General features: G+C 36.3%; 13 protein-coding genes and 9 tRNA genes. 14 read left to right on the top strand and 8 right to left on the bottom strand.

Going from position 1 to position 13612, the window contains the following annotated elements; genetic code table 11:
- The first annotated feature begins 59 nt into the window (after nucleotides 1-59).
- Nucleotides 60-293 carry a membrane protein insertion efficiency factor YidD gene (gene yidD, locus A33S_RS0100655; RefSeq protein WP_009382059.1) on the top strand — a complete coding sequence of 78 codons (234 nt, stop codon included), beginning with the start codon at nucleotides 60-62 and terminating at the stop codon, nucleotides 291-293.
- On the opposite strand, the gene menC is transcribed toward yidD, so the two are convergent.
- Both menC and menE read right to left on the bottom strand, forming a co-directional pair.
- Complete coding sequence (gene menC, locus A33S_RS0100650) at nucleotides 290-1285, bottom strand: o-succinylbenzoate synthase (protein WP_017176445.1); 996 nt, start codon at nucleotides 1283-1285, stop codon at nucleotides 290-292. The genes yidD and menC overlap by 4 nt on opposite strands.
- Nucleotides 1275-2678, bottom strand: a complete 1404-nt coding sequence (menE, locus tag A33S_RS0100645; protein WP_009382062.1) for an o-succinylbenzoate--CoA ligase — start codon at nucleotides 2676-2678, stop codon at nucleotides 1275-1277. Before menE ends, menC begins: the two co-directional genes overlap by 11 nt.
- Before the next feature lie 223 nt (nucleotides 2679-2901).
- Between menE and A33S_RS0100640 the strand changes: the two genes are divergently transcribed.
- The 10 genes from A33S_RS0100640 to A33S_RS0100595 all read left to right on the top strand — a co-directional run bounded on the left by A33S_RS0100640 (nucleotide 2902) and on the right by A33S_RS0100595 (nucleotide 5633).
- A tRNA-Glu gene (locus A33S_RS0100640) sits at nucleotides 2902-2973 on the top strand.
- An 82-nt stretch (nucleotides 2974-3055) separates the two neighbouring features.
- Nucleotides 3056-3129: transfer RNA gene (locus A33S_RS0100635), tRNA-Met, on the top strand.
- A gap of 10 nt (nucleotides 3130-3139) precedes the next feature.
- A tRNA-Asp gene (locus tag A33S_RS0100630) sits at nucleotides 3140-3215 on the top strand.
- Nucleotides 3216-3225: 10 nt separating this feature from the next.
- A tRNA-Phe gene (locus A33S_RS0100625) sits at nucleotides 3226-3298 on the top strand.
- 14 nt (nucleotides 3299-3312) lie between these two features.
- A tRNA-His gene (locus tag A33S_RS0100620) sits at nucleotides 3313-3388 on the top strand.
- A gap of 17 nt (nucleotides 3389-3405) precedes the next feature.
- A tRNA-Gly gene (locus A33S_RS0100615) sits at nucleotides 3406-3479 on the top strand.
- Between the two features lie 11 nt (nucleotides 3480-3490).
- Nucleotides 3491-3565 (top strand) — tRNA-Asn (locus A33S_RS0100610).
- A 1-nt stretch (nucleotide 3566) separates the two neighbouring features.
- Nucleotides 3567-3638: transfer RNA gene (locus A33S_RS0100605), tRNA-Glu, on the top strand.
- Nucleotides 3639-3681: 43 nt separating this feature from the next.
- Nucleotides 3682-3771, top strand: a tRNA-Ser gene (locus A33S_RS0100600).
- 557 nt (nucleotides 3772-4328) lie between these two features.
- Nucleotides 4329-5633 (top strand): TrkH family potassium uptake protein, encoded by a 1305-nt coding sequence (locus A33S_RS0100595; protein WP_009384114.1) that lies wholly within the window; start codon nucleotides 4329-4331, stop codon nucleotides 5631-5633.
- A gap of 42 nt (nucleotides 5634-5675) precedes the next feature.
- Here A33S_RS0100595 and A33S_RS0100590 read toward each other — a convergent pair whose 3' ends face one another.
- The 4 genes from A33S_RS0100590 to hemE are packed head-to-tail and all read right to left on the bottom strand — an operon-like array spanning nucleotide 5676 to nucleotide 9686.
- Nucleotides 5676-6227, bottom strand: coding sequence for an RBBP9/YdeN family alpha/beta hydrolase (locus A33S_RS0100590; RefSeq protein WP_009384115.1), 552 nt, complete (start codon nucleotides 6225-6227; stop codon nucleotides 5676-5678).
- Between the two features lie 59 nt (nucleotides 6228-6286).
- Nucleotides 6287-7687 carry a protoporphyrinogen oxidase gene (gene hemY, locus A33S_RS0100585; protein WP_009384116.1) on the bottom strand — a complete coding sequence of 467 codons (1401 nt, stop codon included), beginning with the start codon at nucleotides 7685-7687 and terminating at the stop codon, nucleotides 6287-6289.
- A gap of 16 nt (nucleotides 7688-7703) precedes the next feature.
- Nucleotides 7704-8627, bottom strand: coding sequence for a ferrochelatase (hemH, locus tag A33S_RS0100580; RefSeq protein ID WP_009384118.1), 924 nt, complete (start codon nucleotides 8625-8627; stop codon nucleotides 7704-7706).
- Between the two features lie 24 nt (nucleotides 8628-8651).
- Nucleotides 8652-9686, bottom strand: a complete 1035-nt coding sequence (hemE, locus tag A33S_RS0100575; RefSeq protein WP_009384119.1) for a uroporphyrinogen decarboxylase — start codon at nucleotides 9684-9686, stop codon at nucleotides 8652-8654.
- 260 nt (nucleotides 9687-9946) lie between these two features.
- On the opposite strand from hemE, the gene A33S_RS0100570 reads away from it, so the two are divergent.
- Nucleotides 9947-10450: a hypothetical protein gene (locus tag A33S_RS0100570; RefSeq protein ID WP_009384121.1), complete on the top strand. Its 504-nt coding sequence runs from the start codon at nucleotides 9947-9949 to the stop codon at nucleotides 10448-10450.
- A 73-nt stretch (nucleotides 10451-10523) separates the two neighbouring features.
- Here the strand turns inward: A33S_RS0100570 and ecsB are convergent, their stop codons facing one another.
- Together ecsB and ecsA are read right to left on the bottom strand one after the other, a co-directional pair.
- Entirely contained in the window at nucleotides 10524-11738 is a 1215-nt protein-coding gene (ecsB, locus tag A33S_RS0100565; RefSeq protein ID WP_009384123.1) for an ABC transporter permease EcsB, read from the bottom strand.
- Nucleotides 11735-12472 carry an ABC transporter ATP-binding protein EcsA gene (gene ecsA, locus A33S_RS0100560; protein ID WP_017176443.1) on the bottom strand — a complete coding sequence of 246 codons (738 nt, stop codon included), beginning with the start codon at nucleotides 12470-12472 and terminating at the stop codon, nucleotides 11735-11737. The genes ecsB and ecsA overlap by 4 nt, the downstream gene beginning before the upstream one ends.
- 127 nt (nucleotides 12473-12599) lie before the next feature.
- Between ecsA and A33S_RS0100555 the strand changes: the two genes are divergently transcribed.
- Nucleotides 12600-13022, top strand: coding sequence for an HIT family protein (locus A33S_RS0100555; protein WP_009384126.1), 423 nt, complete (start codon nucleotides 12600-12602; stop codon nucleotides 13020-13022).
- A gap of 56 nt (nucleotides 13023-13078) precedes the next feature.
- Nucleotides 13079-13465 carry a hypothetical protein gene (locus A33S_RS0100550; RefSeq protein ID WP_009384127.1) on the top strand — a complete coding sequence of 129 codons (387 nt, stop codon included), beginning with the start codon at nucleotides 13079-13081 and terminating at the stop codon, nucleotides 13463-13465.
- Nucleotides 13466-13612: the final 147 nt, after the last annotated feature.

Genomic DNA, 13612 nt, shown 5'->3' with positions numbered 1-13612 from the left:
CACCTCCTAAAATAATTTTATGGTATGATTGGTTTGATTATAATTCATGGAGGCATAATATGAAACGTGTATTCTTATTTCTAGTTTATATCTATCAACACTATATTTCACCATTAACGCCGCCTACATGTCGTTTCTATCCCACATGTTCAGAGTACACGCGCCAAGCAATCGTAGAACATGGTGCGATTAAAGGCACTTGGTTAGGTATTAAACGAATTGGTAAATGTCACCCATTTCATAAGGGTGGCTTTGACCCAGTACCTCCGAATAAAAAGAAACATCACCATTAGACTTCATCGTTTAATGTGCGTGCATCGACCTTTGGTGGCTGAAATTGGATGTTACCGTTAGAAAGCACGCCTGATTCATGTACGATATCTTCTTTAAAGTAATACCCAGCTGGCGTAATGTCACCTGGGTATTTTGTATGACTTGCGAGAAACGCTGTGAAATAGCGGCTTAAACCTAGTTCGTACATGCCACCTACTACAACTTGAACGCCCTTTTGTTGAAGTGTTTGAATAAGTTCAAGTGCAATATCATTGCCGCCAACTCGAAAAGGTTTGATGATCACCGTATTAACTTGCGGGTACTTTAAATAGTTCATTATATCTTTATAGCTTGAAGCATGTTCATCTATCGCAATGTTGTAATCTTTCGAGATATGATTTAAGTCATCTAAATGCTTGAAAGGTTCTTCTATATATAATATCTCTCGATTGATTCGGTCGATTGTGTGAAAGTTGCTGATTGAAAGCGTTTGGTTCGCATCTAGAATGATTGGACAATGGATGTGATGGTGATCAAGTAACGTTAAATCGTCTTGTATGTCATCATGCCACTTCAATTTAAGTCGTTGCGATTTAAGCTTCTTAATTGTAGAAACGTGTTCCTCTAAATTTCCACTTACCGTTGCACCAAAAGGCACTTTAAACGTAGGCATCTCATGAAATGCTTGATATAACGCCATTACAAGTGTTGCGCGCGCTGCTGGAAAAGCTTCTAAAGATACTAACGCTTGCTGCACATCTTGAAACGAATCAAATGTCAGGTGCTGATTTTTATTAAGCCATTCCGTTAATTTAGAGCGAACATCCTCAATCGTTTCATTTAAATACCAATCCGTTTCAAAGGCATTACATTCACCATAATACACCTTATCGTCAGTCGTGATTACTTCAAGTATGAGCGTCTTTCGATGCGTCATTTCAACTTTACGAGTACGTATTTGATGCTTAAATTGAGGTGAAACCGTGTGAAATTGAAAGCTTTTAATCTTCATGAATCGTATCCTCCAAGCGCTTACGAATCAGTTTACCTGTAGAGGTATAAGGTAATTGACGAACCCGCTTAAATTGTTTAGGGCATTTATATTTAGCGAGATAGTGACTTAAGAAAGAACGTAACGCTTCCTCACTTAAATCCTTTTCAGAAATATAGTACATCATCGGTACTTGTCCCCAGGTGTCGTCATTGATACCAATACACATCGCATCATCAACGTCTGCATGTAATTTCAGCACATGTTCCAGTTCATTTGGATAAATATTCTCGCCGCCACTGATAATTAAATCCTTTCGACGATCATAAATATACACAGCTTTATCATAAGAGATACGCGCGATATCTCCAGTATGAAAGTATCCATCCTCAGAAACCGCTTGATAATCATTCGGGTAGAGATAGAGGTCGATCACGTTGTCGCCTTTAATGAGCAACTCGCCATGCCCTTGTTCATTCGGTTGATAAATTTTCACCTCTACGTTCTCACTAGGTTTACCAACAGTTTCGTTATCTTCTTTAAGTAATGCCGGTGAGGCAGTTAAGAATTGTGAACAGGTTTCAGTCATCCCAAACGAATTATAAATAGGCAAATGATATGCTAGCGCTTTATCAACAAGGTGTTGCGATAACTTAGCACCACCAAGCAGAATTTTTTCAAGTCGATAAGGTTCAGTTAACCCTGCATCCATAAGCCATTGTAGCGTTTGCGGTACCAACGAAATGTGTGTAATGCGTTTCGACTTAATTTCGTTTAAGATGTGGTGAACGTCGAATTTAGGTTCTATTTGGACAGCGAATCCATATAACACACTACGTAACAGAATACTTAGCCCTGATATATGATAGATCGGTAATACCGCTAACCAAACACTATCTTGTTCGAACCCTAAACTCTCTTTACAACCTATTGCACTTGCTTTATGGTTCTTGAAAGTTTGCGGCACTGCCTTTTGAGGTCCTGTCGTGCCAGATGTGAACATTATCGATGCTATGTCCCCTTCTGAAAAGCCACTTATATAAGTATGTTCATTTATTTTCTTAATTAAAGTACGATAATGAATGACGTCAATTTCTTCTATTGAAAAGTCGTTTGTTGTGACAATTGTTGTTACGTCAATTGAATGCATTTGATTGATAATTTCATATTCCGTTAAACGGTTATTGATTAACGCAACTTCGATACCAGTAAGAATAGATGCATGTAATAAAACAACCGATTCTACTGAATTGTTGATATGTAAACCAATGCGTTTTGTATGTAATTGTTTTAAAACATAAGCGAGTTGAGAAGCTTTTTGGTACAATTCTTTAAATGTTAATTGAATATCTTTATGATATATTGCTGTATTATGCGGATTTTTCTCACTTTGTAATTTAAGCCAATGTTCCAAAATACTCCCTCCGTTCTCATCTATTATAACTTGAATAACGCGTATAATCAGTAGAAATAGCGATAAAAGTGCTGCTATGATTTACAATTTACTAAAGAAAGTCAATTTATGTTTATTTAGTTATCAATATATTAAAATTACACGGATAAATTTTAATAAACGTATTGACCTTTTCACAAAATATTTATATACTAAACAAGTCGTTAATAATCATTTAATAAATGGCTCCTTGGTCAAGCGGTTAAGACACCGCCCTTTCACGGCGGTAACACGGGTTCGAGTCCCGTAGGAGTCACTTACTTTTCTTTTAATTAATGGTTGACCTGATATAGTCAATTATGATATATTAGAATGGTAGCCGAAAAAAATAGTATTAGCGCGGGATGGAGCAGTTCGGTAGCTCGTCGGGCTCATAACCCGAAGGTCGGTGGTTCGAATCCGCCTCCCGCAATTACATATTAGGTCCCGTAGTGTAGCGGTTAACACGCCTGCCTGTCACGCAGGAGATCGCGGGTTCGATTCCCGTCGGGACCGCCATTATTAATATGGTTCAGTAGCTCAGTCGGTAGAGCAAAGGACTGAAAATCCTTGTGTCGGCAGTTCGATTCTGTCCTGAACCATTACAACCATTGAGGCGGTTGTGGCGAAGTGGTTAACGCACCGGATTGTGGTTCCGGCATTCGTGGGTTCGATTCCCATCAACCGCCCCATATCGATTGAACTATATGCGGGTGTAGTTTAATGGCAAAACCTCAGCCTTCCAAGCTGATGTTGTGGGTTCGATTCCCATCACCCGCTCCATTTATTATTAATCCACAGTAGCTCAGTGGTAGAGCTATCGGCTGTTAACCGATCGGTCGTAGGTTCGAGTCCTACCTGTGGAGCCATGGCTCCTTGGTCAAGCGGTTAAGACACCGCCCTTTCACGGCGGTAACACGGGTTCGAGTCCCGTAGGAGTCATACAATCAGAAGTGAAATATCGCTTCTGATTTTTTTATTATGTGGAGAGTTGTCCGAGTTGGCCGAAGGAGCACGCCTGGAAAGTGTGTAGGCGTCATCATGCGTCTCGAGGGTTCGAATCCCTCACTCTCCGTTTCATAGGGTTTTTTTAATTGTTTTCGTTATTTACCGTAAACTAAAACCCCATAACGACGCGGTTTGTGAGATGTCGTTATTTTCCGTTACTTATCGTAAAATATTTTTACTGCACCAGAACTGCACCAGAACTTCACATATTTATCTATGCATAAAAATGAGAACCCCGTTAATTCGGAGTTCTTTTTTTATGTATTATTCTCTAACAATATTAATAATACTTCACTTCAATGCGTTCAATCTGACTATTACGTACTTATTTATATTTTTTAGTGTACTAATGTTTATACATATCATATTTAAGATAGTCTTGCTCTTCAACCTATATACGATTAATTTAAGTTTGCTGTGGTGTTCATTGTTTTAGCGAAACGTGTAATGAGTGATATTTCTACTAACCACCTTGAACTCAGTAATACTTCTTTCGTGTTGTAAAATTTTACCTCTCTTAAACTTGTATATTGCCTTGAAAAGTTTTAAGATACAATAGTCAATTCAATTAAAACTTTTAGTAATTTGGATTTAAAACTAATTTCTAAATGAGAAGGTTAGGCTATGAAAGGTTTTAAGAGGTTAATTATTATTTATTTATCTGTTTTTCTAATTACAACACTTATTGGCAGTATATTGCTTTATATACCATGGTCTGGTAAAACACATATTTCCTTTATTGATTCGTTTTTCTTAGCGACTAGTGCTTTTACTGTAACGGGATTATCAACTGTAGATATGCCTCAAACGTTTAATGGCTTAGGAGAAATGGTCATTCTTATACTCATTCAAATTGGTGGCTTAGGAATTATAACCGTTATGTTGTTTGCTTTCGCGATTACACAAAGGCACATTTCATTGCAGTCCCGAAGCTTGCTCATGATTACTTGGAATGAAGATCAATCTGGTGGCGTGGTTAGAATGCTGTATCAATTGATCATTTATAGTTTGGTTGTTGAATTTTTTGGATTTTTATTTCTTATGTTAACGTTTGTGCCTGAATATGGTTTAGCTAAAGGGAGCTTTATCAGTTTATTTACGTCAGTTTCAGCGTTCAATAATGCAGGGTTTTCGCTGTTTTCAGATAGTTTAATGCCGTTTGTAAGCGATCCTATTGTTAATATCGTCGTAAGCTTACTAATTATTCTAGGTGGCTTAGGCCCTTTAGTTGTATTTAATTTAGCTACAACTAAACGCTTTTCGAAATTAACATTACACACGAAAGTCGTGTTAACGATGACAGGTGTGCTCATTCTTATTGGCACGTTCTTCTACTTCGTGCTTAAATATTCAAATACATTAGAAGGCATGGGTTTACCTGAAAAGTTATTAGCGTCATTGTTCCAATCGGTATCAACGCGTACAGCTGGCTTTAACACGATTGACATGGGTGCTCTAAACTCCCCTACTTATCTCATAACGTTTATTTTAATGTTTATCGGGGCAGCACCAATCAGTTCAGCAGGTGGTATTAAAGTTACATCGTTTGCTTTAATTCTCTTATTCATGTGGTCGACAATTAATGGTACAAAACGTCCGCATATGTTTAAAAGAACGATTAATCAAAACGTCATTAATAAGGCATTGTTAATCGGTATGTCGTCACTATTTTTAATCTTTACAATGACCATACTCGTCGCATCCTTCGAACCTAAATTTAATCTCATGCAGATTATGTTCGAAATCGTTTCCGCATTTGGTACTGTTGGTTTATCAACTGGTATTACACCAGATCTTACTTTACCTTCTAAAATATTAATTATTATTTTAATGATTATCGGTAAGATAGGTATCTTAACGTTTTTAAATTTATTAAAAGAACCACAGAATAATCAATATTATTATTCTGAAGGTAAATTACATCTCTAATCAATATAAAAAGGACTGAGCATCATCGCTCAGTCCTTTGTTCTATATAATAGATAAAACGAGATCTTTTTTAAGCGCTAAGAAGGTCGTATAACCATCTCGGCCTAGAAAGTGTCCACCTTTATCTAATAACAGATAAGGTGCATCGAGTTTTTTACATAATGTTTCAGTAAACGTCCAGGGTACGACGTTATCATCTTTAGCTGTTAATCCTTTGATTTGAGGAATTAATCTCTTTAATTCGTCGTAATCAAGCTTAGGTTCTACAAAGCCATCAAGGTCTTTAAGATCGGGTAGCTTTTCGCAGAAGCCTGACACTAAATAAGCGCCATACACTTGCTTTTGATGACGTTGAATAAACTGAAGAATGGTGATGCACCCTAAACTATGTCCAATGAATATCGTCTCATTATTAAAATGTTTAATATGTACTTCCATGTAATCGAGCCATTCATTCAAGTCAGGTTGTGACGAGTTCGGTAATGAAAGTACTTCTACTTCGTAACCTTCTAAGGTGAGACTTCTTTTTAGCCATTGGAACCAATGGTCATCTGCCGTAGCTTGATATCCATGTACAATGTATACGTGTGACATGACCTAAAAGAACCTCTTTTCTATTTATGCGATTTCCTTATTATGTCATAGGATAGCTACTATTTCGTTTTTAGTGTCATCATTAAACTTTGTACAGCTTGACTTGCTTGTGATATACAATCAGGTAAGCCTACTGCTTCAAAGGAAGCACCTGTCATTTCAATATTAGGATATGTCTCTTTAACGTGATGCTTAATTGCTTTAATTTCATCTCGATGCCCTACTAGATATTGAGGCATGCTGTTAGGCATCTTCGTAACGAGTTCTAAAACAGGTCTGCCTTTAATATTCATCATTTTAGAAAGGTCTTCTAGAACGAGTTCAACTAACTCAGCTTTAGAAGAATCTTCAATAATAGTTTCGCCAGGTTTACCTACATAAGCACGTACTAAAACTTTGCCTTCTGGTGTTGTATGCGGCCATTTTTTTGACGTCCATGTACAAGCCGTAATGTTCGTATTACTAGAGCGCGCAATTACAAATCCCGTGCCGTCGTACGTATTCTCAATGTCCTTTTCATCAAAGGCCAATACAACTGTCGCAACGCTTGTAGAAGGCATTGTCTTGAAGTAATCCATCTTAGGATCATCTTTAAACCAATCAATAAATGCTTGATGAGGCGTCGTGATAATCGTACCCTCAAATGATTGTACATCACTGTTATTTAGAGTTAAATCTACGCCCTCTTCCGTATGGTTAAGCTTCTCGACTTTCGTACCAAACATGAAGTTGACGCCTTCCTTTCTAAGGTATTCAACGAGTTTATCAATAAACGAACCTAAACCATTCTTAAATTGATTGAATTGACCTTTAGGAGCGCCCTCTTCCTTATTCTTTTCACGTTCTTTTTTAACCTGACGCATACCTTTAATTAGGCTGCCGTAACGTTCTTCTTGTTCTTTAAAGTTGGGAAAAGTACTCATTAAGCTTAACTCGTCGATATTCGCTCCATAAATACCACCCATGAGTGGTTCAACAAGATTTTCGAGTACTTCATCGCCTAAACGCTTTCTAAAGAATGTTCCAACTGACATATCTTTATCCATAGCGAGCGGTCTAATGAAAAGTTCACGACCAGCACGCATTTTACCTTTACGAGAAATGAGTTTAGATTGGTAAAACGGTTTCCAATCTGTTGGAATACCTAAGATAGAACCGCCTGGGATTTTGTATAATTCGTTGTTAGCGTAAATATAAGCTTGGCCGGTTTCATTCGTAACAATCTCATCTTCCATGCCTAATTCTTTAGCGATGTCTGTCATGATGTGTTTACGACCAAGATACGATTCTGGTCCTAGTTCAATCGTAAAACCATTGCGTCGAACAGTATGAATTTTACCTCCAGTATGAACAGATGCTTCATAGATCGTTACATCATACTCTGGAAAGTTTTTCTTAAGATAATATGCACTTGTAAGCCCTGAAATACCTGCACCAATAATTGCGATTGATTGTGTCATAACATTCACTCACTTTTTATAAAAGACTTTTAATTTCATCAACAATTGCTTCGATGAATAATGGATTCGTATTTGGCATATTTGGACGATAATAGTTAACACCTAAATCATCACATACATCTTTACATTCAACATCATTGTCGTATAAAACTTCTAAATGGTTACACACAAAACCTAAAGGTGTGTATATATAATGTTTATACCCTTGAGATTCATATAATGAACGTGTTAGGTCTTGAACATCTGGTCCAAGCCATGGTGTACCTGTGTTACCTTCTGATTGCCAACCTATCGCAACATTTTTAATGTTAGAAGCTTGTTCTAACATATTTGCTGATGACTCAAGTTCACTAGGATATGGATCATTGCTTTCCATAATCATACGTTCAGGTAAGCTATGTGCTGAAACAATAAGTACAGTGTCCTCATGTTCAGATTCAGGAATTTCAGTTAACGTTTCGTTAACTTGTTCTTTCCAGTACTGAATAAATTTATCTTGATGGTAGTAGTGTTCTACGTGTGTTAATGAAATACCGAACGATTTGGCTTTTTCTTGAGCACGCTTGTTATAAGAACCTACAGAGAAGTTAGAATAGTGCGGCGCAAGCACGACTGTAACCGCTTCTTCAATGCCATCTTGATGCATATCTTCAACAGCATCCTCGATAAATGGATGGATGTGTTTTAAACCAATGTATAATTTAAATTCAATATCGTCATAAACTTCATTGAGTCGTGTTTGGATCGCTTTAGCTTGATCTTGAGTCACGCCAGCTAAAGGGGATAAGCCACCAATTGCTTCATATCTATCTTTAAGGTCCTGAATTTCAGCTTCTGATGGCTTTTTACCGCGTCTGATGTCCGTGTAATATGGTTCAATATCACTTTCCTTATAAGGCGTACCATATGCCATTACAAGTAGTCCCATTGTCTTAGTCAATTTAAAAACCTACCTTTATTTAAATTATTGCTTCGTGTATTCATGTACGAATGATGCGACTTTACGTAACGTTTCTGGTTTAACTTCTGGGAAGACACCGTGACCTAAGTTAAAGATATGTGGACCTTCTGCAAGACCTTGGTCTAAAACTTCTTTTAATCTTTCTTCGATCACAGGCCATGGCGCTAAAAGTACTGCAGGTTCTAAATTCCCTTGAAGTGTCTTATTTACACCCATTTGGCGTGCTTTTGTGATTGGTGTTCTAAAATCTAAACCTAATACATCTATAGGCAGTTCGTTCCATTGGTGAATTAAATGATGCGCACCAACGCCAAATAAGATAACAGGCACATCATTTTCTTTAATGCCTCTTACTAGTTTATCCATAGACGGTTTGATGTAGTACGCGTAGTCCTTTTCACTTAAGGCACCTACCCATGAATCAAAGATTTGAATGATGGATGCCCCTGCTTCAATTTGAGCTTTCGTATAATTAATTGAAACGTCTACAAGATGATCCATAAGTTTGAACCACGTTGCCTCGTCACGATACATCATTGCTTTCGTTTGGTTATAATTCTTAGAAGGGCCACCTTCAATCATGTAACTTGCTAAAGTAAAGGGTGCGCCCGTGAATCCGATTAATGGCACGTCGAGCTTCTCTTTAGTTAAAAGCTCTATCGTGTCTAAGACGTACGGCACATCACGCTTAGGATCAATATGTGCAAGCTTTTCAACGTCTTGATAGCATGTAATTGGATTTGAAATAACAGGTCCTATACCTGATTTAATTTCAACGTCAACACCTATCGGCTTTAAAGGTGTCATAATATCTTTATATAATACTGCTGCGTCGGTGTTGTATTGATCAACTGGTAAATGCGTTACATAAGCAGCGAGTTCTGGTTGATGCGTTATATCAAATAATGAGTATTTTTCCTTTAGTTTACGATATTCCGGTTGAGAGCGTCCTGCTTGTCTCATAAACCATACAGGTGTGTGAGACGTTTCTTTACCTTTAATCGTATCTAAGATTGTAGTATTCTTAATCGTTCTCATTATATCCTCCTAGATTATAATCATTCTTAACAATAATATCATACAAAGGTTTCATAGGCTTTTGACATGCTTATTCTTCACAAAAATGACAAACCCTCTCACTATGTTTTGTGACGCCCTTTTTATGTTAGATAGGTACGCTTAAAGGTTATAAATATACATAACGGGATATATTAGGATTCAACATTCGATTATGATAATATTTAAATCATAATGAGCGTCGAAACGACATGCTATTTAATTAAATGGAGGGGTCTAATATGAATTTATATGCAACATTTGGTACGTTCGGATATTTAAGCTCTTTAAAAGAGAAATATTCAGAACGCAACTTATTACAGTATTCAACTACAGATAGTTCAGCTTTAATTGAAATTACTAATGAAGATACTGTTTTCGCCGCGCCAATGGCATACGACATCATCGAACAAAAAGGCGACTTAACAGGCGAAGAATTTATCGCAATTATCAAGATTCCTACTTCGGAAGATCACCAATATCAACTTGAAAAGAAACTTGCGAATACTCCGTTTGATTTAGAAAAATATGAAGGTTTCTCTTCAGCATTCTTATTAAAACCAAAACACGGTGCCACTTATAAAGTTTATCTTGGTTTCACTGACCGTACAGACTATGAAGATTTCAAGAAGTCTTCTTTATTCCGAGATAACTTAAGTAAAGATGCGTTAAAACAGTTCTTTGGTGGTAGTACGCAACATTCAAGTTATGTAGAACAGTACTTATATCCAATCGACGATAAGTAATAAAAATAGCCTGGTACGCGATTTGAGTCACGTATCCAGGCTATTTTTTTATTATAAATACTTTTGAGTGTCATTAATCTTTAAGTAATGTCTCATGATATTTAAGCTTCTTAATTGTAGACTGAATAGTTAAATAGCCTACTATAAAGAAGATAATTGCTAGGAAAGCCATTTTTAAATTCACAATACTATATGTGATAGTTAGAATGATGCCAACTACAATCATCAGTCTTAGTAAGAATTTCTTATACCCTTCAATTACATCCATCTCAGGTGTCGGCCAAACTTGCGGCCATAAACCATAAGCCTGTTGTGTGTAGAATTGAGACATCTGTAAGATGATAATATACATACTTAGTGAACCAATTACAGCGCCAACGATTGGATGATTTAACCAAACGATTAATAATACGGCGATAAGTAATAATCGTAGGATTAAGTGAAAGGCATCTTTACCTCGTACAAAGCTTCGTTTGAATAAGTAAAGGTATACTTGCTTAGAATTGAATTTACTTGGCGATGGGACTTTTAAAAATGGATCCAGATAACGTCTTCTAACCGCCTGTGTCTTAAGATGCTTCACATCAACAAACATGTTCACGAACTTGTAATAGTTCATATGATGTTGTTGTTCTTTCTTAATCATACGTTCCCATGGGAATAGATGTTTCTTCGTAATCATTGAAAGTAAAATCGTTAAACCAGCTAAGATGACGACCATAGATAAACCATAGAAAAGATTTAATTTGAGCGTCATTTGATAACCGGCCACGAAGATAATAAATAATAATATATGAATAGACCATGTATTTAACCCATATTTATACCATAACCACTTAATTAAAAGCCCTAAAAATGGATAAATAAACGCTAGTACAATCACTGTGATAAAGCTAGCTGATATGCCTTGAAGCTTGTTAAACAACGGAAATATAATAAGCAACACAATGAGTTGTAGCGGTATTCGCATCAAGTAGCTATACATTAAACTTTGTCTCATATATTGCATCATGTGCTTTTCATAAGGTAGTAAAAAGAGCTTATCCGCATCCTTTAATAAAGAACGAATCGGGAACAATGACGTTATGGCTAATGCGATACTTGAATACAACGCGTAATGAATGCCTTTCGGGATGTCTTTCAACCATTCGCCGTAACCTAGTATGAAAGCACCAAATAAAATCATCAGAAACATTAAGAAATGTCCGTTAAAGATGAACTTATTGTAGTACATTTGCTCTTGTTGAATTTTTCGACGTCTCTCTTTAAATAACTTTACTGCATTCATGAGTTTACCCTACCTTGAGTAACGTGGATGTAGATATCATCAAGCGTTTGACCAGGCATGTTCGTTTGTTGTTGCAATGACTCTAAATCACCGAATGCGACGATTTGACCTTTATCTAGGATAATAAAACGGTCACAATAACGTTCTGCTGTTGATAAGATATGCGTACTCATGAGAACTGTCTTATCTTCATTTTTCTTTTCAACCATTAAATCAAGCATAGATTGAATACCAAGTGGATCAAGACCTAAGAATGGTTCATCAATGATATAAAGATCTGGTTCGACAATGAATGCACAAATAATCATCACTTTTTGTTTCATCCCTTTTGAAAAGTGACTTGGAAAAGTCTTCAGTTCACTTGTTAGACGGAACGTTTTAAGTAGTGGTTTCGCACGATTCATCGCTGTATCTCTATCAATATCATAAGCCATTGCGGTCATATGTATATGTTCTTCAAGTGTGAGTTCTTCATAAATGACTGGCGCTTCTGGAATATACGATAACTTTCTGCGGTATGCTTCAATATCTTCTTTAATGTTAATTCCAGAAATCGACATGTCACCTGACATCGGATTTAATAACCCTAAAATATGTTTAATCGTGGTACTTTTACCAGCACCATTTAACCCGATTAATCCTACAATTTCACCGGGCTGCAATTCAAAACTTACATCTTTAATAATCGGATTACGGCCGTAACCACCCGTTAAATTCTTAACATTAACTGTCATATTGCACCTCCGTATTGATATTGTATCAGATTTTCATAGCACACTCCCCTAATAAACTTTTCTCAGATGACGATTGTAAAAGCAAAGTGCTATAATGAAGCTAAATACCTATAAAGGAGCGATATGCATGTCTGAAACAATTTTCAGTAAAATTTTATCAGGAGATATCCCGAGCTTCAAAATATATGAAAATGATTACGTTTATGCATTCTTAGATATTTCTCAGGTCTCTAAAGGTCATACATTACTTATCCCTAAAAAGCCATCAGCAAATATCTACGAAACTGATCCTGAAACAATGAAACACATTGGTGAAGCCTTACCAATCGTTGCGAACGCGATTAAAGAAGCATTTAATCCAGACGGTTTAAACATTATTCAAAATAATGGCGAATATGCATCTCAATCGGTATTTCATATTCATTTCCACTTTATTCCACGCTATGAAAATGACATGGATGGTTTCGGTTATAAATGGGAAACACACGATGTAGACGATGCTGAAAAAGAAAAAATTGCACAACAAATTAACAAGCACATTAATGCATAATAAATCAATTTTTGGGTATATAATTATATAATAATGTATTCATGAGGAGGAAAACGATGAAAGCAGTGCGCATTTTATTAGGCCTTGGTGCTGGATTAGCCACTGGATTAGGTGTTTCTTTAATGAAAAGAGATTACCTACCATATACTAATGCTGCTAACGCGCCAACTACTTCTAACCAGCAACCATCTGAAACTGAAAAAGAATTTGACTTCATTAAAGCTAATGTCAACAATATCGTTGATAACGTAAACAAAATTCAAACTGAAGGTAAAACTTTAGGTTCTACTTTAGGCGAAGAAGTTAAGACTATGATTGAAGCGTTTAAATCAGATATCGATCCTAACATTAATAATCTTAAAACTCACGTTGAAGACTTGAAGAGTCGTGGCGAAGTCATTCAAGAAGAAGTTTCTGATATTACGAATAAGAAAAAGAAATAAATTTAATTACATGATATTAAATTAAGCGTAACTGAATGAATATTATCGTAAAGCATGATACTATTAAGAGTGTCATGCTTTACTTTTTTGCATAAAATTACCAATTGCAAATTATGTAAATACTAAATAATTACTTTTCAAAAAGCC

Origin of the sequence: Staphylococcus massiliensis CCUG 55927 (assembly GCF_000298075.1) — a bacterium.
Taxonomy (GTDB): domain Bacteria; phylum Bacillota; class Bacilli; order Staphylococcales; family Staphylococcaceae; genus Staphylococcus; species Staphylococcus massiliensis.
The sequence above is the reverse complement of the archived record's forward strand: the minus strand, read 5'-3'. Positions and strand labels throughout refer to the sequence as shown.

Coding starts and splice junctions, on each gene's coding strand:
- yidD (WP_009382059.1), top strand. CDS start 60: ATGAAACGTGTATTCTTATTTCTAGTTTATATCTATCAACACTATATT.
- menC (WP_017176445.1), bottom strand. CDS start 1,285: ATGAAGATTAAAAGCTTTCAATTTCACACGGTTTCACCTCAATTTAAG.
- A33S_RS0100595 (WP_009384114.1), top strand. CDS start 4,329: ATGAAAGGTTTTAAGAGGTTAATTATTATTTATTTATCTGTTTTTCTA.
- A33S_RS0100590 (WP_009384115.1), bottom strand. CDS start 6,227: ATGTCACACGTATACATTGTACATGGATATCAAGCTACGGCAGATGAC.
- hemY (WP_009384116.1), bottom strand. CDS start 7,687: ATGACACAATCAATCGCAATTATTGGTGCAGGTATTTCAGGGCTTACA.
- hemE (WP_009384119.1), bottom strand. CDS start 9,686: ATGAGAACGATTAAGAATACTACAATCTTAGATACGATTAAAGGTAAA.
- A33S_RS0100570 (WP_009384121.1), top strand. CDS start 9,947: ATGAATTTATATGCAACATTTGGTACGTTCGGATATTTAAGCTCTTTA.
- ecsB (WP_009384123.1), bottom strand. CDS start 11,738: ATGAATGCAGTAAAGTTATTTAAAGAGAGACGTCGAAAAATTCAACAA.
- ecsA (WP_017176443.1), bottom strand. CDS start 12,472: ATGACAGTTAATGTTAAGAATTTAACGGGTGGTTACGGCCGTAATCCG.
- A33S_RS0100555 (WP_009384126.1), top strand. CDS start 12,600: ATGTCTGAAACAATTTTCAGTAAAATTTTATCAGGAGATATCCCGAGC.
- A33S_RS0100550 (WP_009384127.1), top strand. CDS start 13,079: ATGAAAGCAGTGCGCATTTTATTAGGCCTTGGTGCTGGATTAGCCACT.